The organism is Pelagibacterium sediminicola, from assembly GCF_003390885.1.
Classification (GTDB): domain Bacteria; phylum Pseudomonadota; class Alphaproteobacteria; order Rhizobiales; family Devosiaceae; genus Pelagibacterium; species Pelagibacterium sediminicola.
Genome location: NZ_QMEL01000001.1, coordinates 270,357 through 291,263 on the forward strand (window position 1 = coordinate 270,357; position 20,907 = coordinate 291,263).

17 protein-coding genes are annotated in these 20,907 nt (G+C 65.0%); 4 read left to right on the forward strand and 13 right to left on the reverse strand.

All coding sequences use genetic code 11. From position 1 onward, the window contains the following. Positions 1-44: 44 nt before the first annotated feature. From miaB to DQG18_RS01315, 12 genes are all read right to left on the reverse strand, one after another. On the reverse strand, positions 45-1,430 hold the full coding sequence (gene miaB / locus DQG18_RS01260) for a tRNA (N6-isopentenyl adenosine(37)-C2)-methylthiotransferase MiaB (RefSeq protein ID WP_116652403.1): 1,386 nt from the start codon (positions 1,428-1,430) through the stop codon (positions 45-47). 14 nt (positions 1,431-1,444) lie between these two features. Next, positions 1,445-2,239, reverse strand: a complete 795-nt coding sequence (locus DQG18_RS01265) for a lysophospholipid acyltransferase family protein (protein ID WP_116652404.1) — start codon at positions 2,237-2,239, stop codon at positions 1,445-1,447. Positions 2,240-2,462: 223 nt separating this feature from the next. Further along, complete coding sequence (locus DQG18_RS01270; RefSeq protein ID WP_116652405.1) at positions 2,463-2,900, reverse strand: Fur family transcriptional regulator; 438 nt, start codon at positions 2,898-2,900, stop codon at positions 2,463-2,465. A gap of 34 nt (positions 2,901-2,934) precedes the next feature. Beyond that, a complete protein-coding gene (rimI, locus tag DQG18_RS01275; protein WP_116652406.1) occupies positions 2,935-3,414 on the reverse strand; it encodes a ribosomal protein S18-alanine N-acetyltransferase in 480 nt (159 codons plus the stop codon). Next, positions 3,411-4,007 (reverse strand): tRNA (adenosine(37)-N6)-threonylcarbamoyltransferase complex dimerization subunit type 1 TsaB, encoded by a 597-nt coding sequence (gene tsaB, locus DQG18_RS01280; protein WP_157969954.1) that lies wholly within the window; start codon positions 4,005-4,007, stop codon positions 3,411-3,413. Before tsaB ends, rimI begins: the two co-directional genes overlap by 4 nt. A gap of 139 nt (positions 4,008-4,146) precedes the next feature. Further along, complete coding sequence (locus tag DQG18_RS01285; RefSeq protein ID WP_116652408.1) at positions 4,147-4,713, reverse strand: NifU family protein; 567 nt, start codon at positions 4,711-4,713, stop codon at positions 4,147-4,149. Positions 4,714-4,823: 110 nt separating this feature from the next. After that, positions 4,824-5,324 carry a universal stress protein gene (locus tag DQG18_RS01290; protein ID WP_116652409.1) on the reverse strand — a complete coding sequence of 167 codons (501 nt, stop codon included), beginning with the start codon at positions 5,322-5,324 and terminating at the stop codon, positions 4,824-4,826. Positions 5,325-5,403: 79 nt separating this feature from the next. After that, positions 5,404-6,435 carry a tryptophan--tRNA ligase gene (gene trpS / locus DQG18_RS01295; protein WP_116652410.1) on the reverse strand — a complete coding sequence of 344 codons (1,032 nt, stop codon included), beginning with the start codon at positions 6,433-6,435 and terminating at the stop codon, positions 5,404-5,406. 49 nt (positions 6,436-6,484) lie between these two features. Next, positions 6,485-8,047 (reverse strand): murein biosynthesis integral membrane protein MurJ, encoded by a 1,563-nt coding sequence (murJ, locus tag DQG18_RS01300; protein ID WP_116652411.1) that lies wholly within the window; start codon positions 8,045-8,047, stop codon positions 6,485-6,487. Next, the gene (locus DQG18_RS01305) at positions 8,044-10,860 is read right to left on the reverse strand and encodes a [protein-PII] uridylyltransferase (protein ID WP_245958331.1); all 2,817 of its coding nucleotides are present in this window, start codon (positions 10,858-10,860) and stop codon (positions 8,044-8,046) included. The genes murJ and DQG18_RS01305 overlap by 4 nt, the downstream gene beginning before the upstream one ends. Further along, positions 10,820-13,537: a DNA mismatch repair protein MutS gene (gene mutS / locus DQG18_RS01310; protein WP_116652413.1), complete on the reverse strand. Its 2,718-nt coding sequence runs from the start codon at positions 13,535-13,537 to the stop codon at positions 10,820-10,822. Before mutS ends, DQG18_RS01305 begins: the two co-directional genes overlap by 41 nt. Positions 13,538-13,588: 51 nt before the next feature. Further along, positions 13,589-14,455 (reverse strand): GNAT family N-acetyltransferase, encoded by an 867-nt coding sequence (locus DQG18_RS01315; RefSeq protein ID WP_116652414.1) that lies wholly within the window; start codon positions 14,453-14,455, stop codon positions 13,589-13,591. A 155-nt stretch (positions 14,456-14,610) separates the two neighbouring features. Here DQG18_RS01315 and DQG18_RS01320 point away from each other — a divergent pair, with 155 nt between their 5' ends. The 4 genes from DQG18_RS01320 (at position 14,611) to DQG18_RS01335 (ending at position 20,347) form a co-directional block, all read left to right on the forward strand. Then, positions 14,611-15,654, forward strand: a complete 1,044-nt coding sequence (locus tag DQG18_RS01320; protein ID WP_198669623.1) for a LacI family DNA-binding transcriptional regulator — start codon at positions 14,611-14,613, stop codon at positions 15,652-15,654. A 138-nt stretch (positions 15,655-15,792) separates the two neighbouring features. Continuing rightward, a complete protein-coding gene (gene xylB, locus DQG18_RS01325; protein WP_116652416.1) occupies positions 15,793-17,259 on the forward strand; it encodes a xylulokinase in 1,467 nt (488 codons plus the stop codon). Continuing rightward, entirely contained in the window at positions 17,256-18,563 is a 1,308-nt protein-coding gene (xylA, locus tag DQG18_RS01330) for a xylose isomerase (protein ID WP_116652417.1), read from the forward strand. Before xylB ends, xylA begins: the two co-directional genes overlap by 4 nt. 188 nt (positions 18,564-18,751) lie before the next feature. Continuing rightward, entirely contained in the window at positions 18,752-20,347 is a 1,596-nt protein-coding gene (locus DQG18_RS01335; protein WP_116652418.1) for a glycoside hydrolase family 43 protein, read from the forward strand. Between the two features lie 117 nt (positions 20,348-20,464). On the opposite strand, the gene DQG18_RS01340 is transcribed toward DQG18_RS01335, so the two are convergent. After that, positions 20,465-20,890, reverse strand: coding sequence for an organic hydroperoxide resistance protein (locus DQG18_RS01340; protein ID WP_116652419.1), 426 nt, complete (start codon positions 20,888-20,890; stop codon positions 20,465-20,467). Between the last annotated feature and the right edge of the window lie 17 nt (positions 20,891-20,907).

Here is a 20,907-nt window from a genome sequence, read left to right on the forward strand (position 1 = left end):
CAAGCTCCGGACGGCAATGGGGCCGCCAACACCCAACAACGCTATCAGACAGCCAATCGATCCGCTGTGACAATTGTGCCCGAAAGTGAATTTTTTCCCTGCGCGGTGATGTTCACCGGCACGATCTGCCCGATCAGCGCGGCGTCCGCCATAACGTGGACGGGCTGGAGATAGGGCGAGCGTCCGGCGACCTGACCGGGCATGCGGCCGGGCTTTTCCATCAGAACCGGCAGGGTCAGCCCCACACAGCCGGCGTTGAACGCCTGCTGCTTATGGGTGATGGCCGCCTGAAGGGCGGCAAGCCGCTCGGTTTTCACCGCCTCGTCGACCTGATTGTCCATTTCGGCGCCGGGCGTGCCGGGGCGGATGGAATATTTGAACGAATAGGCCGAGGCGTAGCCGACCTTTTCGACGATCGCCAGCGTATCGGCGAAATCGGCGTCGGTCTCGCCGGGGAATCCGACGATGAAATCGCCCGAAAGCGCGATATCGGGACGCGCCGCGCGGATGCGATCGATGAGGTCGAGATACTGGCGCGCCGTGTGCCTGCGGTTCATGGCCTTGAGGATACCGTCTGAGCCCGACTGGATGGGCAGGTGCAGATAGGGCATCAATTGCGGCAGGTCGCGGTGGGCGGCGATCAGTTCGTCATCCATGTCGCGGGGGTGGGAGGTGGTGTAGCGGATGCGCTCGAGCCCCTCGATTTCCGCGAGCATGTGGCACAGGGCCCCGAGCCCCACCGGGCGGCCCTTGTCATCGAGCCCGTGATAGGCGTTGACGTTCTGGCCCAGCAGCGTCACCTCGCGCACGCCCGCCCCGGCCAGCCCGCGGGCTTCATTGAGCACCTGAGCGACGGGCCGTGAGACTTCGGCGCCGCGCGTATAGGGAACGACGCAGAACGAGCAGAACTTGTCGCATCCTTCCTGAACGGTGAGGAAGGCGGTGAGACCGCGCGCGATCGTCACCTCCCTTTTGGGGGCGGGCAGATGCGCGAACTTGTCTTCCTCGGGAAATTCGGTGTCGATCACGCGCTCGTTATGGGCTCTGGAGACGAGATCGGGGAGGCGATGGTAGGATTGCGGGCCGATGACGAGATCGACGGCGGGCGCGCGCGCCATGATCTCCTCGCCTTCGGCCTGGGCGACGCACCCGGCGACCCCGATCAGCATTTTTTTGGCCCCCGCCCCGCGTTCATCGCGGAAATCGCGGATGCGGCCCAGTTCCGAAAACACCTTCTCGGAGGCTTTTTCGCGGATATGGCAGGTGTTGAGCAAAACCAGATCAGCGTCGTCCATCACCTTGGTCTCGACATAGCCATCGGCGCCCAGCGCATCGACCATGCGATCGGAGTCATAGACATTCATCTGGCAGCCATAGGTCTTGATGAAGACCTTTCTGGGCTGGTTCCGGGGTGTGGATTTCGCGCTCATTGCGCCCCTTTACATCAATCCCCCGCCCTTGGCAAAGCCAGTCCACGGTTGAGCGCAACGAGCATTTGCCGCACCTGCCCCTCGGCTTGCCGGGCCAGCGCCTTGCGGCCATTCTGGCCGGCAAGCGGCGCGCCAAAGGCGATGGAGACCGATTTGAGCCCCGAACCGAGGATGGCGCCCAGATTGTCATGAACCCCCATAGCGCCCACCCACGCGATCTTTCCCCGCTCGTTGCGCGACAGCGGCAGGCCCGAGATGGCGCCATAGGCGATGGCGAGCGGCTGGATGGCGACGGCTTTGCCGCCCCTTGCGGCAATCGCCTTTTCCGCCGCGCCGACCAGGGCGGATTTGAAGGGCAGGACGTGGGTGCCGATATCGGAGGTGCCCTCGGCAAAGAGCAGCACGGCATCGCCCGCCCCAAGCGCGCCGCTCATTTCCCGCGCTATGCGGCCCGTCTCGGCCCTTCTGGCGCGATCAACGAAGATGGTCCGCTGCAGCCGCGCGAAAAGCCCCACCAGCGGATAGGCCGCGACCTCGGATTTGGCGACGAACCGCACGGGCACCGTGGCGCCGATCGCAACGATGTCGAGCCAGGAGATGTGGTTGGATAAAAGCAGCACCGGACCGGCGGCCGGCCTGCCGTGGACGGTGATCTTGAGGCCCAGCCCGAAGGCGACCAGACGCAGGAAGAGTTGCGGCAGGAGGTGCGACAGACGCGGGACGGCCTTGATGAGCACGAACTGGACGGGCGCGCCGACGAGGAGGAAGGGGATGGTGAGGAAGGAGAGATAGAGAACGCGGAGGATCAATTGAGGAACCGGTGACGGCGCTTGCGCGCCGCACCCCTCACCCCCGGCCCCTCTCCCTCAAGGGGAGAGGGGAGCTCAAGAGCCGAAACATCCACGGAATCCCCTTCTCCCCTTGAGGGAGAAGGTGGGCTTTCGCGTAAGCGAAAGCTCGGATGAGGGGTGCTGCGATGCATGAGGCCAAGGCCGGATCAGCCTACAGCGCGCAAAGCCTCCGGCACCCGCGTTAACCATCCTTGTCACCGAGCGGCACCGCGTAGAGTTCGAGCCGGTGGTCGACCAGCTTGTAGCCGAGTTTCTTGGCGATCACTTCCTGGATCGCCTCGATTTCCTCGTTGCGGAATTCGATGACCTTGCCCGAGCGGATGTCGATCAGGTGGTCGTGGTGTTCGTCGGGGATCTGCTCGAAGCGCGCCCGGCCGTCCTTGAAATCGTGCTTGGTGACGAGCCCGGCTTCCTCGAACAGGTTGACGGTGCGGTAAACGGTCGAAAGCGAGATTTTCGGGTCGATCGCGGCGGCGCGGCGGTAGAGTTCCTCGACGTCCGGATGATCGGACGCGGCCTCGAGCACGCGGGCGATCACCCGGCGCTGCTCGGTCATGCGCATGTTGCGCGCAACGCACTGCTCTTCAAGGGTTGCCTCAGCGGCCGGACCCGTTCCCATGCGCCACTCCCGCCTTTGTCGTGACGGTATCGGGTTAGCCGAGATCGGCGCGCATGACAAGCGCGGTCGCCGCGCTCCCGTCGGCCTTGGGGTAATACCCCTTGCGGGTGCCGATGCGGGTGAACCCGAAGCGATCATAAAGCGCTATGGCGCTGGCGTTGGTTTCATCGACTTCGAGGAACATGCGCCTTATCGGGGTGGCCGCGAGGTCCGAAAATCCCGCTTCGAGGAGCGCCCGCCCCAGCCCCCTGCCGCGCCGCGCGGGATCGACGGCGATGGTCAACAGTTCGGCCTCATCGCCGGCAAGCCGCAGCATCAGAAAACCGTGGACCGCACGGCGTTTGTCGATCACGACATAGGCGGGGGTGATACGGGGATCGGCGAGATAGGAGGCGAAATCGTTTTTCGGCCAGCCGCGAAAAAACCCCGCCGCGTGGATTTTTGCCAGGGCTTGGGCGTCGCGGGGTTCCCCGAGCGCGACATGCAGCCCGCCGGGCGCCATCCAGATGCTCATCGGCGCGCCACCTTGCCCCTCGTCTGGGGCTTGGCATCGGCAGGGCGGATATAGACCGGATCGGAGGGAAAGGCCTGCGGGTCGGCACTGGCGGCGAAGCGGGCCAAGGCGGCGACATCGACGCGCCAATCGTCGGGGGCCGATCGGGCGGCGGCGGCGAGCGCGGATGACAGGTCGGTGAGACAGGGTTCATCCATTGCAACGCCGGGTGCCGAAAAGCGCTGCACATAGGCCTCGCCGCGCCCCGCATCGAGGATGATCTCGCCCCCGCCCCCGTGGCCGAGCGATATGGCGGCGAGGGTCGAAACGCCGATGGCGGGGATATCAAGGGCAAGGCCGAGGCCGCGGGCCACGGAAAGCCCGATCCTCAAGCCGGTGAACGAGCCGGGGCCGGTGGTGGCCGCCACCCGTTCAAGGTCCTTATGGGCGAGCCCGTTGCGCAAAAGCAGCCCCCCGATCCGGTCCATGATGATCTCGGCGTGGCCCTTTGCGATATCGGCGATGTCGGCATCGACATGGCCGTCGGCCAGCACCAGCGCCAGTTGCAGGCGCTCGCGGGAGGTGTCGATGGCAAGGGTCAGGGGCGTGGTCATGGCCATTCCGATAGAACCAAAAGCAAGGCCCCGCAAGCGGATTGGGCTTGCAGGGCCTTGGGTCTCAGGTGTGAGGCCGGAGCTTTTTTGCCCGTACCGCCGGCCGGTGGCCGGGGCGAAAGGGCAGGTTGTCCTGAATTTAAATCTGCTGGACCTGTTCGACGCCGGGGACGAAATGGCGCAGCAGGTTCTCGATGCCCGATTTCAGCGTCGCGGTGGACGAGGGGCAGCCCGAGCAGGCGCCCTGCATGTGCAGGAACACCGTACCCTCGCGATAGCCGCGGAAGATGATATCGCCGCCGTCCATGGCAACGGCAGGGCGCACGCGGGTGTCGAGCAATTCCTTGATCACCTCGACGGTCTCGACGTCCTCGTCCTCGAAGAACTCCTCGACCCGGGGGGCGGCGTCCGCCGCCGCGCTTTCGGCAAGGATCGGTTTGCCGCTCATGAAATGTTCCATCACCGCGCCGAGGATGGCGGGCTTGATATGGGACCACTCGACCGCGTCGTCCTTGGTGACGGAGACGAAATCGGCGCCCAGGAACACGCCCGTTACGCCATCGACCAGAAAGACAGCCGAAGCGAGCGGAGAGATGCGGGCGGTGCCGGGATCGCGGAAATCGCGCGGTTCGCCGGCCAGAACCTCGCGGCCGGGCAGGAATTTGAGCGTTGCCGGATTGGGGGTGGCTTCGGTCTGGATGAACATGGCTCGGGCCTCGTTGCGGGCGAAAAACTCTTTAGAATGGTTCCAAAATAGTCTTTTGAGCGCCAAATGCAAGGGGGTGGCGCCGATCGGGGGCGCCGCGGGGCCGGGTTTCAGCACAAGGCGGCAAGGTCGCTGTCCGATATGGTGCCCGGCACGACGGTCACCGGCACGCGGAAGGCATTGGCGCCGCGCGTGGCGATCGAGGCGACGAGCGGGCCGGGGCCTTCGGCGGAATCGGCAGCGGCGAGCACCAGAATGGCGATATCGGGGTCCTCGGCGATCTGGGCTTCCACCTCGTCGACCTTCTTGCCCTCGCGGATCACCTTTTCCACCTTGATCGAGCCGAAGGCGGCGATGCGCGCCACCTGGCGCGATTGCAGGGTATTGAGCGCGTTCCAGGCTTCGGAGCGCATGATCTCCTCGACCCCCAGCCAGTGCTGGTGGTGGTCGGGCTCGATGATGGACAAAAGCACCACCGTGCCGCCGGTACGGCGCACGCGCAGGGCGGCAAAGGTCACCGCCTTGGCCGCTTCGGGGGTGTCATCGACGACAACGAGGAATTTGCGTTTGTATTCGTTGTCGTTGCCGTCGTGGTCCTGGGTCTCGGCCAAGCGCGATCATCCGTTCGTCGTTCCCGGAAGGGGCCATGCTGCCACAGGCCATGAGCGGGGCGCAAGCAAAACGCTGATCCTAGCGGATGAAGCCCACGATCCGGCGCACCTGGGTCATCGTCTCCTCGGCCAGCACCCGGGCGCGGTCGGCGCCCTCGCGCAGCACCGCGTCGATGGTTTCGGGGTCATCGATCAGCCGCTGCATTTCCCCGGCCATGGGCGCGAGTACCGAAACGGCGAGATCGGCCAGCGCGGGCTTGAAGACGCCCCAGCCGGCGCCGCCGAATTCGGCGAGGACGTCAGCCTTGGATTTGTCCGAGAGCGCGGCGTAGATGCCGACCAGATTGTCGGCCTCGGGGCGCCCTTCAAGACCCTTTTCGTCCGAGGGGAGCGGTTCGGGGTCGGTGGTCGCCCGCTTGATCTTTTTGGCGATCGCGTCGGCATCGTCGAGCAGGGAAATGCGCGAGGCGTCCGAGGGGTCGGACTTGCTCATTTTCTTTTTCCCGTCACGGAGCGACATGATGCGCGTGGCGGGCCCGGCGATCAGCGGCTCGGTCAGGGGGAAGAACTCTTCGGCAAGCCCTTCCGCGGCGATCGAGGCGGCATAGTCGTTGTTGAATTTGGCCGCGATGTCGCGGGTCAGTTCCAGATGCTGCTTCTGGTCGTCGCCCACCGGCACGTGGCTGGCCTTGTAGAGCAGGATGTCGGCGGCCATCAGGGAGGGGTAGGCCAGAAGCCCGAGCGAGACGTTCTCGGAATTTTTCCCCGCCTTGTCCTTGAACTGGGTCATGCGGTTCATCCAGCCGATCCGCGCGATGCAGTTGAAGACCCACGCCAGTTCGGCGTGCTGGATGACCTGGCTCTGGTTGAAAACGATATGGGCTTTGGGATCGATCCCCGCCGCAATGAAGGCGCTAGCGACCTCGCGGGTGGCGCGGCGAAGCTCGTCGGGGTCCTGCCAGACGGTGATCGCGTGCATGTCGACGACGCAATAGATGCACTCGTGGGTTTCCTGCAGCGGCACGAAACGGCGGATGGCGCCGAGATAATTGCCCAAGTGCAGGTCGCCCGAGGGCTGGATGCCGGAAAAGACGCGATTTTTGATGGACATGGTTTTTCTTTGTGAGCCTGGCGGTGCGGGAAAACGCCGGTTTAGCCGCTCAGCCCGTCCGCCGCAAGCGCCCCAGCAGACTCCCGAGCCGCTGGACGCCGGTGACGTGGATGAGGCCGAAATACACCACGAGCCCAAGCCCCACCAAAGCTGCGAGCGCCAGACCCTTGGCCACAAGCCCCGATTGCGGGGCGAGCCAGGGGGCAAGCACGAAAGACGTGCCCCAGACGAGCAGCGCCATCATGAGCGCGGCGGCCAGGATGAGGCCGTGGCGGCGCAACTGGGGCGCGCCGAGCTGGAAATGCCCGCGCCGCCACAAGAGCCCGGCAAGCATGATGGTGTTGAGCCAGGCCGAGACGCTGGTGGCGATGGCGATGCCCACATGTTCGAGCGCGGGGAAAAGCGCCAGCGAGACCGCGATATTGACCGCCACCGATATGGCCGCAAGGAGCGTGGGGGTGAGGGTATCCTCGCGGGCGAAAAAACCAGGCTGGAAGACTTTGATCAGGACAAAGGCGGGCAGGCCCCAGGCAAAGGCGATGAGCGCATCGGCGGTGGCGAGCGTTGCCGCCGCATCGAACGCCCCGCGCTCGAACAGCACCGAGATGACCGGCACGGCAAGGACGACCAGCGCGGTGGCGGCGGGAAGGCTCAGGAGCATCGAGATCAGCAGCGCCGATTGCTGGGAGCGGTCCGCCTCGGCCAGCCGCCCGCCTTTGAGGTGCCGCGCCAGCTCGGGCAAAAGCACCACCGAAATGGCGATGCCGATGATGCCGAGCGGCAGCTGGTAGAGCCGGTCGGCGTAATAAAGATAGGAAATGGCGCTGTCGGCCTGTGAAGCGATGATGGTGCCGACGAAAATATTGATCTGGGTGATGCCGCCGGCAAAGATGGCGGGCACCGCCAGAAACCAGAAACGGCGGATTGCGGGATCGATGCGGGGAAGCGAAAAGCGCGGCGTAAAGCCGGTTTTCCTCACCGCCCAGACGACCAGCAAAAGCTGGACGACACCGCCCGCCATCACCCCGATCGCGACCCAGATGGCGTCGAATTCCGGATTGCCGCTCTGATAGAGCACCAACCCCAGAAGAACGATGATGGTCACGATGTTCAGGAGCACGGGGGCAAAGGCGGCGGCGAGGAATTTTCCCAGCCCGTTCAGTATCGCCCCATAGGCGGCCATCAGGCTCATGCAGGCAAGATAGGGAAAGCAGATACGGGTGAGCAGCACCGTCAGCTCGAATTTTTCGGGATCGCTCAGGAACCCCGGCACGAAGGGCATGAGCAGCGCTTCCATGAAAATCTCGGCCAGAACCGTGACGGCGACGAGAAAGACCACGAGCCAGGAGATGATGCGCGCGGCCAGTTCGCGGGCCGCTTCTTTCCCCTCCTCCTCGAGCGCGCGGGCGAAAAGCGGCACGAAGGCGGTGTTGAAGACCCCTTCGGCGAAGAGCCGGCGGAAAAGATTGGGAAAGCGGAAGGCTGCGAAAAAGGCGTCGGCGGCGGGTCCTGCGCCCAGAACACCGGCCATCAGCATGTCGCGGACAAAGCCGAACACCCGGCTCAGAAGCGTCATGGCCGAGACGGAAAAAAAGTTCCGATAGAGGTTCAACGCCGGGCCTTTTCGTTCGCGCCGGCGGCAAACACCGCTTCGAGCGCCTCGCGAATGCGGCGCTGACGGGTGCTGGAGACGATCTTTCCGCCCGTCAGGTCGGTGACGTAGAAAACGTCCACCGCCTTTTCGCCATAGGTGCCGATATGGGCCGAGCCGATGGTGAGGTTGAGATCGGACAGAACGCGGGTGAGGTGGAACAACAGCCCGGTGCGGTCGAGCCCGGAAATCTCGATGACGGTGAATTTCCTCGACAGCGAATTGGAGATAATGATCTCGGTGGGCACCGAAAAGGGCTGCAGGCGCTTGTTGTAGCGCGAGCCGTGGCCGAGGTCGGCGGGCAGGTATTTGCGCCCCTCAAGCAGCGCCCTCACCGTTTCGATGATGCGGTTGGCGCGGAGCTTTTCGTCCTCGTCGGTGGCAAAGGCGCGACGCAGGCGGAAGGTGTCGAGCGCGTGCCCGTCGCGGGTCGAAAAGATCTGCGCGCCGATGATCGAGGCTTCCGACATGGTGCAGGCCCCCGCGATCAGCGAGAGCAGGCGCGGGTGGTCGGGGGTGTAAAACGACACTTCGGTGATCGATTCAAAGCTCTTGATGGCAATCGACCCGGCAAAGGCGGAGCTTCGGGCCCGGGCCCGTTCGATCATCCTTGCGTGGGCGACCTGAAGCTCGGGTTCGGCCCGCAACCAGTAATTGGTGTAGTGGCGCTTGAGATAATCTTCGAGCCCGTCCCGGGGCCAGTCGCTGAGGGCGGTCTTGAGCGCTTCTTGCGCGTCGCGCACCCGGTCGCGCTGGGAGACCTGGGAGTGCCCGCCCGAGAGCAGGGGTTCGGTCGCGTAATAAAGCGCGCGCAGGAGCGAGCCCTTCCAGCCGGTCCACACCCCCGGTCCCACCGCCTTGATGTCGCAGGCCGTGAGAATCATCAAAAGCGCGAGCCGCTGGGGCGACTGGACGATCTCGGCGAAGCTTCTCGCCGTTTCGGGGTCCTGGATATCGCGGCTTTGCGCGATCTCGCTCATCACCAGATGATGGCGCACCAGCCAGGCGACGGTATCGGTTTCGGCGGGCGAGAGCCCAAGGCGCGGGCAGAATTTTCGCGCGATGGCCTCGCCGGCCACCGAGTGATCCTGAGGGCGGCCCTTGGCGATATCGTGCAAAAACAGCGCGACATAGACGAGGCGCACGTCGGACAGATGGGGCAGAAGCTCGTAGGTGAGCGGCAGGTCGTCCCTGAGCTTGCCGTTTTCGATATCGGCCATCACGCCCACGGCGCGGATCAGGTGCTCGTCGACCGTATAGTGATGATACATGTTGAACTGCATCAGGGCGACGATCTTGCCGAATTCGGGCACGAACCGGCCCAAAACCCCGGATTCGTTCATGCGGCGCAGCACGCGCTCGACCGATTCGGGGGAAGTGAGGATATCGAGAAAGCACGCATTGGCCTCGGGGCTGGCGCGCAGCCTTGCATCGATCAGGCGCATCGAGCGGGTGATCTTCTTGAGCGCGTCGGGGTGGAACATCACCCCCTCGCGGCCCGCCACCTGGAAGATGCGCAAGAGATTGACCGGGTTGTCCTCGAAGACTTCGGGCCGCGCGACGGTGATACGGCCGTGCTCGAGGACGAAATCGGTTTCCCCGCGAATGACGGTGCGGTTCGCCCCGAGCCGAGCGGAGACGCGCCCGAAGCCCGAGACCCGCTTGGCGTGGGTAAATTCGAGGCTGGTGCAGAAGATGCGGGTCAGATCCCCCACATCCTTGGCGACGAGGAAATAGCGCTTCATGAAGCGCTCCACCCCCAGCATGCCGGCGCGGCCCGCATAGCCCAGCCGTTCGGCCATTTCCTGCTGGATCTCGAAGGTCAGCCGGTCGTCGGCGCGCTTCAAGAGAAAATGGAGGTTGCAGCGCACCGCCCACAAAAAATCCTCGGCGCGCACGAACAGCCGGTATTCGGCGCGCGAGAACACCCCCTTGCCGATCAGTTCGGCCGCCGTCCCCACGCGATAGAAATATTTACCGATCCAGTAAAGCGTATTGAGATCGCGCAAGCCTCCCTTGCCGTCCTTGATGTTGGGTTCGACCACGTAGCGGGTGTTGCCCTGCGCCTCGTGCCGCGCGTCGCGCTCGGCCATCTTGGCGGCGATGAACTGGGGGCCGGTGGAGGCGACGATCTCATCCTCGAACCGGGTCCGCATACGGTTAAACAGCGCCTTGTCACCGGTCAGGAACCGGCTTTCGAGCGTTGCGGTCCTCACCGTCATGTCCGAGCGCGCCATGCGGATCGAATCCTCGACCGACCGCACCGCGTGGCCGACCTTCTGGCCCAGGTCCCAGAGCATGTAGAGGACGAATTCGGTGACGCTCTCGCCCCAGGGCGTCTGCTTTTCGGGGAGGATGAACAGGAGGTCGATGTCCGAACCCGGCGCCAGCGTGCCGCGCCCGTACCCGCCCACCGCCGCAATGGCCAGCGCCTCGGAGCGGGAGGGGGGGTGATGGGGGAAGACGTAGCTTGTGGCCCAGAGATGGGCGGCGCGGACGATCTCGTCCTGGGCGGCGCAGATAGCCTGGGCGCACCTTGTCCCCTTATGGGTTGCGATCAGTTCGGCTTCGGCCGCCTGGCGGGCCGCCTTGAGCGCTACGCGCAAATGGTCGAGCACCAGCGCGCGGGCCTCGGGGCTCGAAGGGTCCGTGTCGCCCAGCGCTTCGAGGACGCCCTCAAGGATCGTCCCGGCATCGAGGGCCGTTTTTGCGCGCGTCCTTGTCGTCTCGCGTTCAGCGATCACCGTCGGCATGTCGCGCTTTCTTGAGCTCATAAATCCATTCCAGCGCCTCGCGCGGGGTCATCTCATCGGGGCGCGCGGTCTCGATCATAGCAAGGACCGGGTTATCACGAGGTTGAGGCGAGATCGGGGTCGCGGGGGTCTGGGCGAAAAGCGGCAGGTCGCCGAGCGCCGTGGCGGGATTGACGGTGCCCTTGTTCTCGAGCGTTTCGAGCACATTTTTCGCGCGCGCGATAACGGGCGCGGGGAGCCCGGCGAGCCGGGCCACCTGGATGCCGTAGGAGCGGTCCGCAGCGCCGGGCCCAACCTCGTGGAGAAAGACCACATCGCCCTGATATTCGCGCACCTTCATCGTGTGGTTGGAAACCCGCGAAAGCGTCTGCGAGAGCGCCGTCAGTTCGTGATAGTGGGTTGCAAACAGCGCGCGGCAGCCGGTCGTCTCGTGCAGCGCCTCGACGCACGCCCAGGCGATCGAAAGCCCGTCGAACGTCGCCGTGCCGCGTCCGATCTCATCGAGGATGACGAGAGACCGGCGGGTGGCGCGATCGAGGATCGCAGCAGTCTCGACCATTTCGACCATGAAGGTCGAGCGCCCCGAAGCGATGTCGTCGGAGGCGCCCACGCGGGAAAAGACCCGGTCGACCACCCCTATATGGGCCGAACGGGCGGGAACGAACGCGCCCATCTGCGCAAGGATGGCGATCAGGGCGTTCTGGCGCAAAAAGGTCGATTTACCCCCCATATTGGGGCCGGTGACGAGCCAGAGCTGGCCCCCTTCGTCGCCATCGCCCGACAGCGCGCAATCATTGGCGACAAAACTCTTGCCCTCGCGCGCGAGGGTGCGCTCGACCACCGGATGGCGGCCCGCCTCGATCTCGAACGCCATGGAGGTATCGATTTTCGGCCTGGCATAGCCGCGCTCGACGGCAAGAAGGGCGAGCGCTGTGCTGACGTCGAGGGCGGCGAGGGCGTCGGCCACCGCTTGCAGCAGGGGGGACCGGGCCAGTACCGTCTCGCGCAGCCGGGCAAAGATTTTCGTTTCGATCCCGAGCGCGATGTCGTTGGCCCGCGCGATACGGCCTTCGAGATCGGCAAGCTCGGAGGTCGTGAACCGCATGGCGTTGGCCAGCGTCTGGCGGTGGATGAAGCGGTTGTCGTGGGCCCCGTTCATCAGCTTGCCGCCATGGCTGGCGGGCACTTCGACAAAAAAGCCGAGCACGTTGTTGTGCTTGATCTTGAGCGATTTGAGGTCGGTCAGCGCGATGAGTTCGGCCTGCAATTGCGCAATGACCTTGCGGCTTTCCGAGCCGAGCTGGCGCTGGGTATCGAGATCGGCGTCGTATCCGGTAGCAACGAACCCGCCGTCGCGGGCAAAAAGCGGCACCTCGTCGGCGAGCGCCCTCGCCAGTTCATCGGCGATATCCTGGGGCGCCCCGTCGAGGGTTTCGGCGATGCCGGTGAGCCCCTGCGGCAGGGGGGCAAGATCGGTGACCGAAGCAGATAGGGTTGCCGCGATCGTCCGGGCCTGCGCGATGGCGCGCCCGATGGCGGAAAGATCGCGCGGGCCGCCGCGATCGAGATGGAGCCGGGTCAGCGCCCGGGCGATGTCGGGGGCCGATTTCAGCGCGGCACGCAGATTGGCGATCAGCTCCGTGTCGCCCGCCAGCCGCTCGACCATGTCGAGCCGGCCATTGATCGCCTCGGCATCGACCAGCGGGGCGGCAAGGCGCTGGGCAAAGGCGCGGGCCCCGGCCTGGGTGACGGTCATGTCTATGGCGTCGCGCAACGCGCCCTTCGTTTCCCCGCGCTGGGTGACCAGAAGCTCGAGCGAGGCGCGGGTCGCCATGTCGATGCGCATATGGGCCGCGCCGTGCTGGAAAAGCGGGGGCCGGAGCGCCACGCCGGAAGCCTTCTGGGTCTCGGCGACATAGGAGATCAGCGCCCCGAGCGCGGCGCGGGCCGGACGCGAGAACGCGGTGGGATCGACGGCGCCGGGAAAGGCGTCGCGCAGGGTTTGCGCGCCCGTTTCGGAATCGAAATGGTCCGGGTCGCGGGCAAGGAGACGGGAGATGAGATCAGGCGGCAGGGCGCGCTCGGCGGCCAGATCGTCGGCAAGGGGTGCCGGGGCGATCATTTCGGCGGGATCGATGCGGCCGATCTCGTCGGAGAGCGCCTCGGGCGCGCAATCGGTGACCAGCATCTCACCGGTCGAAATGTCGGTCCAGGCGAGCGCGAAGCCTTCGTCCCCGTGCCGGATGCGGGCGATGGCGAGAAGAAAATTGTTGCCGCCCCGGGGCAAGAGGTCGTCCTCGGTGAGGGTGCCGGGGGTCACGAGCCTTACGACATCGCGCCTGACGACCGATTTCGACCCGCGTTTTCTGGCTTCGGCGGGGTCCTCGACCTGCTCGCAGACCGCGACGCGGTGGCCCAGTCCGATCAGCCTCTTGAGATAGTCCTGAGCGGCGTGGACCGGCACCCCGCACATGGGAATATCCTCGCCCTGGTGCTTGCCCCTTTTGGTGAGGGTGATGCCCAGCGCCTGGGCGGCGATCTCGGCGTCCTCGAAGAACAGCTCGTAAAAATCGCCCATGCGGTAGAACAGGAGATAACCGGGATTGACGCCCTTGATCTCGAAATACTGCGCCATCATGGGCGTGAGCGCCCCCGTTTGGGGCGCCGGAGAAGCTGCCTGTTGCGCGGATGTATCCATGAGCGTTCCGAACGGTCTCGCCAAGGGCCGAGGAGCTGAAAATCAGGGAACCTAGAGCATATCGGGGGCGATTCCAACCGGGGCGCCGCGGTTGTCAAAGCCTTCTCCGGTAAGGGTTTCAAATCGCCGGCGCCAGAGGATGGGCGCGTTGGCGAGCGGGGCGAGGACGAGGACGTCGATGGTGCTGAAAACCGGATCGATATAAGCGGTCCGGCCCACATGGGCGCCGATGCGCAGATAGCCGCGCAAAAGCGGGGGCATGTCGCGCAGGGCGGCCCGGGCATCGATCGCCGCCGGGGCGATACGGTCCATCGCAACCGCGCCGGCGGGGCGGGCCGGTGCGGACCAGTGCGGGTGGGCAGCGTTGTGGCACAGCCAGGAGAGCGCCATGGCGTGCGGCGCGGGATCGGTGCCCGGAAAGCTCGCCGCCCCGAAATAGACGTCGATCCCGTGCCGCCTCGCGTAAACGAAAAGCCCCCGCCAGAGCGCCTCGAGCGTACGCTTGGTGCGGTGGGGCCGGGCAACGCAGGAGCGCCCGACCTCGCAAAAGCGCAAACCGCCATGCCGCGCGAAAAGCGGGGCAAGGTCGAATTCGGCGTCGGCGTAAAACCCCTCGACCGCCTTTTCGGGCCGCAGGGCACGATAGGTGCCAACGACAGGGGGGAGACCACCGGGTCCCCTATGGGCAAGGTCGCGGACGATGACGTGATCGCAAAAAGGATCGAACCGGTCGGTTTCGAGCCCCGCAGGATGGAGGGCAAGGCCGCGTTCAGCGACGAAGACCCTATGGCGGAGCGCCCAGGCGGCGCGCTTTTCCTCATCGCTTGTCGCCAGCCGGACTTCGAGCGAGCCCATGCGCGCCAGAAAGGGCGCGTCATCGGGAAAGGCTTTGGTGTGGCACGGGGCGGTGGAGGCCAAGGGGAAAACAGGTCCTGTGAGCGGGCTTTCGCCCCGATTTTATAACCCAGGTCGGGGCGCGGGCAAAATCGCTCGCCAAGGCTTGACGGGTTCGGGACCGGGCTGCAATGAGTAGCGTACCTCTTTTCTGGTTTTGGCACTTTTGCGGAGGCGGTTTGGCGATCGAGGCAGCAGGCGGGCGGATAACGGTCCACGATCTGGCGCGGGCGGCGGGGGTGTCGCTGGCAACGGTCGACCGCGTGCTCAATGGCCGCCCCGGCGTCCGGCCCGCAACCGTTGCGCGCGTCGAGGAGGCCATCGCCCGGATCGGGTTCCGGCGCGATCTCACGGCCTCGATGCTGGCGCGGGCGCGCGACATAAGGCTGGCGTTCATTCTGCCCGAAGGCACCAACCAGTTCATGGCCAGGCTCGCCGAGGCGGTCGAGACCGTCGGCGCGCAGGCGCGGGGCGAACGCATGGTGTTCGAACTTGACCGCATCCGCTCGATCGACGCCCAGGCGCTGGCCGACGCACTCGATGCGATCGATGCGGAAACCCATGACGGCGCGGTGATCGTTGCCATCGACAAGCCGGCCGTGCACGCGGCGGTGGCGCGGGCGGTGGGGCGGGGATTGAAGATCGTGACGCTGGTTTCGGACCTGCCCGGTTCGGCCCGCCACGCGTTTGTCGGGATCGACAACGTGGCGGCGGGGCGCACGGCGGGCGGGCTGATGGGGCGGTTCTGCCCCAATGGCGGCAGGGTGGTGCTGGTGGCCGGATCGATGGGGCTGATCGACCACGCCGAGCGCGTTTCGGGGTTCCGCGACATCATCGGCAGCGAATTTCCCGGCCTTGAGATATCGGGGCCGATCGAGGGGCAGGACGCGTTCGCGCTCACCTATGAAAATGCGCTGGCTTTTTTCCGGGAGAACCCCGACATCGCCGGGGTTTATAATGTGGGAGCGGGCAATGCGGGGCTCATCATGGCGCTCGCCGAGGCGGGGCTGGCGGGCAAGGTGCGGTTCGTCGCCCATGAACTCACCGGGCCGACGCGGGCCGGCCTTGGTTCGGGCGTGATCGACGTGGTGCTCGACCAGAGCCCGGAAGACGAGGTGCGCGCGGTATGGGCGGCGATGCGGCGGCTGGTGCTGGGGCCCGACGCCGCCCCGCCCGAAACCCCCATTGAGATTAAGGTTTTCTTGCGCGATAATCTGCGCTAGGTGAGGGTTACACAGCCTGAAGCTGCAACGCTGCCCGCCCGGGAACGGACCTCCGCGCCGTCACGGGATTGAAGCGGCGGAATGAAATGAGGTACGTACGCCAAAATCATCGTCGCGGCGTATGGGAGGATTGGGAAGATGACCTATCTTGGTCTCGATATCGGCACGTCGGGGGTAAAGGCGCTGCTGATCGGAGGGGACGGCACTCCGCTCGGGGAAGCGTCCGCCCCCGCCGTCGAGCCGGTGCGCCCCAAACCCGGCTGGTCGGAACAGAACCCCGCCGATTGGTGGACGGCAGCGCTGGGCGCCATCGACACGCTCAAGCAAAGCCACCCAAGGGAACTGGCGGCGGTCAAGGGCATCGGGCTGTCCGGCCACATGCACGGGGCAACGCTTCTGGGCGAGAACGATGACGTGCTGCGCCCGTGCATCTTGTGGAATGACGGGCGCTCGGCGGCCGAGTGCGCGGAAATGGAAGCCGCGCTTCCTTCCCTGCGCGATATCGCGGGTAATATCGCCATGCCCGGTTTCACCGCCCCGAAAATCGCCTGGGTGCGCAAGAACGAGCCCGATATCTACCAAAAAATCAAAAAAATCCTGCTGCCCAAGGCCTATGTGCGGCTGTTGCTGACCGGCGAGCACGTCGAAGAGATGTCGGACGCCGCCGGAACGCTCTGGCTCGATGTGGCAAAGCGCGACTGGTCGGACGAGCTTCTGGGCGTCACCGGGCTCGCCCGCGAGCACATGCCGCGCCTTGTCGAAGGCTCGGCGCCGTCCGCCCAGCTCAAATCCGATCTTGCCGCGCGCTGGGGCATGACGGGGCCTGTCATCGTCGCGGGCGGGGCGGGCGATAACGCGGCGGCGGCCTGCGGGATCGGCGCGATCCGGCCCGGCGAGGGTTTTGTCTCATTGGGCACTTCGGGTGTGCTGTTCGTCTCCAACGAAAAATTCTCGCCCAATACGCAAGGGGCGGTGCACGCCTTCTGCCACGCCATCCCGGACACCTGGCACCAGATGGGGGTGATCCTGTCGGCGACCGATTCGCTTAACTGGCTTTCCCGCATCACGGGGAAAAAGCAGGCCGAACTTTCGGGCGAGGCCGAGGCCCAGTTTTCGGGACCGGGCGAAGAGATCTTCCTGCCCTATCTTTCGGGCGAGCGCACCCCGCACAACAACGCCGATGCGCGCGGGAGCTTTGTGGGGCTCAGCCAATCCACCGACACCGCCCAATTGGCGCAGGCCGTGATGGAAGGCGTCACCTTCGCCATGCGCGACTGCCAGCGCGTGCTGGCCGATGCGGGCACGAAGATCGACCGGCTGCTTGCGGTGGGTGGGGGGTCGAAATCGGCGCTCTGGCTCAAGATGCTGGCCACCAATCTTGATATGGAGATCGCGGTCCCCGTGGACGGCGATTTCGGCGGCGCGCTGGGCGCCGCCCGTCTGGGTCTTTGCGCTGCGACCGGCGCCGATCCGGCACAGGTGATGACCATGCCGCCGATCAGGACCACCATCGCCCCCGACACCGCGTTGTCGGCGGCATACGATCAACACTACCGGCGCTATCGCGCGCTTTATGAGGGCATCGAGGAGGCCCGCACCCTATGACCGATTTTTTCAAGGGCCTGTCGCAGGTCAAGTTCGAGGGCCCCGAAAGCCGGAACCCGCTGGCCTTCCGCCATTACAACAAGGACGAAATCATCGCCGGCAAAAGGATGGAAGACCATATCCGCCCCGCCATTGCCTATTGGCACAGTTTTGCCCAGGAAGGCGGGGATCCGTTCGGCGGGCGTACCTTCGAGCGTCCCTGGTTTGACAAGGGCATGGAGGGCGCAAGGCTCAAGGCCGAAGTGGCGTTCGCGTTCTTCGAGCTGATCGACGCACCCTTCTTCTGCTTCCACGATGTCGACATCGCGCCCGAAGGCGCAACGCTCGCCGAGAGCAATAAAAACGTGCGCGCCATCGGGGAAGTTTTTGCCAAAAAGATGGAAACCAGCCGCACGAAACTCCTCTGGGGCACGGCAAACCTTTTTTCCAACCGCCGCTACATGGCAGGGGCGGCGACCAACCCGGACCCGGAAATCTTCGCCTATGCGGCGGGGCAGGTCAAAAACGTGCTCGAGCTGACCCACGAGCTGGGCGGGGAGAACTACGTGCTCTGGGGCGGCCGCGAGGGCTATGAGACGCTCCTCAATACAAAAATCGGCCGGGAACAGGACCAGATGGCCCGTTTCCTGACGCTGGTGATCGAGCACGCCGAAAAGATCGGCTTTACCGGCCAGATCCTCATCGAACCCAAGCCGCAGGAGCCCTCCAAGCACCAGTACGATTACGACGTCGCGACGGTCTATGGCTTTCTTGAGAAATACGGGCTCGAAAAGAAGGTGAAGTGCAATATCGAGGTGGGCCATGCCTTTCTTGCCGGGCACTCCTTCGAGCACGAACTGGCCGTGGCATCATCACTGGGCATCCTCGGCTCGGTCGATGCCAACCGCAACGATCTGCAATCGGGCTGGGACACCGACCACTTCCCCAACAATCCGGGGGAAATGGCGCTGGCCTTTTATTACATCCTCAAGCAAGGGGGGCTGGGCAAGGGCGGCTTCAATTTCGACGCCAAGGTGCGCCGCCAGTCGCTCGACGCCGAAGACCTGCTGCACGGCCATATCCTGGGCCTCGATACGCTGGCGCGCGGGTTGAAGGGCGCGGTGGCGCTGATCGCGGACGGCGAGTTCGACCGGCGGCTCGACGAACGCTATGCGGGCTGGAACGCGGGGCTCGGGCGAGACATGCTCGATGGAAAGCTCAGCCTTGCCGAGATCGCGGCGAGGGTCGAAAGGGATAATATCAACCCGCAGCCAAGATCGGGCCGACAGGAATATCTCGAGAACCTCGTTAATCGTTTCGTTTGACGGCAAGCATCGCAGCACCCCTCACCCCCAACCCCTCTCCCTCAAGGGGAGAGGGGGGCTCAAGAGCCGAGACATCCGCAGGGTTACCCTTCTCCCCTTGAGGGAGAAGGTGGCCGGAGCAAAGCGGAGGTCGGATGAGGGGTGCAGCGGTGCAGCCGTGCCCGCCAAAGGGGAGGAGACCCCACAAAATGCCCGTTCGCCCCAATCCCATCCTGCCCGGCTTCAACCCCGACCCCTCCATCCTCCGGGTGGGCGAGGACTATTACATCGCGACCTCGACCTTCGAGTGGTATCCGGGCGTCCAGATCCATCACTCGAAAGACCTCGCCAACTGGACGCTGATCGCCCGGCCGCTCAACCGGAAGAGCCAGCTCGACATGCGCGGCAATCCAGACAGTTGCGGGGTGTGGGCGCCGTGCCTTTCCCATGACGGGGAAAAATTCTGGCTGGTTTATACCGACGTCAAGCGCAAGGACGGCTCGTTCAAGGACGCGCACAACTATATCGTCACCGCAACCGACATCATGGGCCCGTGGTCGGACCCGGTTTACGTCAATTCCTCGGGGTTCGATCCTTCGCTGTTTCACGACGAGGACGGAAAAAAGTGGTTCCTCAACATGCTCTGGGACCACCGGGGCCGCACCCACAAGTTTACCGGGATCGCGCTGCAGCAATGGGACCCCCAAACCCAAAAACTCGTGGGGGAACGCAGGAACATCTTCAGGGGCACCGAACTGGCGCTCGTCGAGGGGCCGCATCTTTATCGGCGCAATGGCTGGTATTATCTTTTAACCGCCGAGGGGGGCACGGGGTATGACCACGCCTGCACCCTTGCGCGCTCGCGCACGATCGAGGGGCCGTATGAGCTGCACCCGGACACATATATCGTCACCGCCAAGGACACACCGCTCAACCCGCTGCAACGGGCCGGGCACGGGGACATCGTCGAGACCCCGGACGGACGCACCTATATCGTTCACCTGACGGGCCGCCCCACGACCCAGAAGCGCCGCTGCGTCTTGGGCAGGGAGACGGCGATCCAGGAGGCGGTGTGGAAGGAGGACGACTGGCTCTATCTCAAGCACGGCACCAATGTGCCCGCCGCCGAGGTCGATCTGCCCGGCACATGGGACGAGGAGGCCTTCTGGGCGGAAAAGCACTACCGGTTTGAGGCGGGCACGCCGCTCGACATCGATTTCCAGTGGCTCAGAACGCCGGACACCGGCCGTATCTTCGAGATAACAGACAACGGGCTGCGTCTGTTCGGACGCGAATCGATCGCCTCGTGGTTCGAGCAGGCGCTGGTGGCGCGCCGCCAGACCCATTTCGATTACGAGGCCGAGACCGAATTGACGTTCGATCCGGCCGACGAGCGCGAGTTCGCCGGGCTCATCGCCTATTACGGGCGCTATAATTTCCACTATTGCGCGGTGAGCGGGGACGAGAACGGCAAGCGCGAACTGTTGCTGATGAGTTCGCTCGCCAGCCACCCGGACGGGAATCTCACCTTTGCCGGCGCGCCCATCGCCCTGCTCCGGACCGGAGCCATCCGGCTCAAGGCCGCGATCCGTAATGGGCGGCTGCAGTTTTACTGGGCGGAACCGAAGGGCGACTGGCAGGAAGCGGGGCCTCCGCTCGATGCCTCGATCCTTTCGGACGAGTGCGGGGGGCACGCCGAGCACGGCAGCTTTACCGGGGCCTTCATCGGCATGGCCGCGCACGATCTCAACGGCAGCGCGCGGCCGGCGGATTTTTCCTATTTCACCTACAGGCCGCTGCGGTAGCGGCACCCCCCTTCGCTGTCCCGGCGAAAGCCGGGACCCATTGCAGCCGCGAGCAGTGAGGCAAGATGGACCCCGGCTTTCGCCGGGGAGGCGAGGGAGGGACCGGCGCTTGCGCGCCTACCCGGCGACGAGATTGACCTCGATATTACCCATGGTGGCGTGGGAATAGGGGCAGATGACGTGGGCGCGGTCCATCAGGCCACGGACCTCCTCGGCGCTCATGCCGGGCACCCTGGCGGTGAGCGTCACCTTGAGCCCGAAGCCCTCGCCGTCGTCGCGCTTGCCAAACCCCACATCGGCCGAGACCGATGAATCGTCGGGGAGCTTTTTGTGGTCCTTGCCGGCAGCCGCTTTCATGGCGCCAAGAAAGCAGGCGGAATAACCGGTGGCAAAGAGCTGTTCGGGATTGGTGCCCGCGCCGCCCGAGCCGCCCATTTCCCTTGGCGTCGAGAGCTTGACGTCCACCTTGCCGTCATCGGTCCTCGAGTGGCCGTCCTCGCGCCCGCCGGTTGCGGTTGCGTGTGCCGTATAAAGGATTTCCATGTCCATGCTCCTTGGCT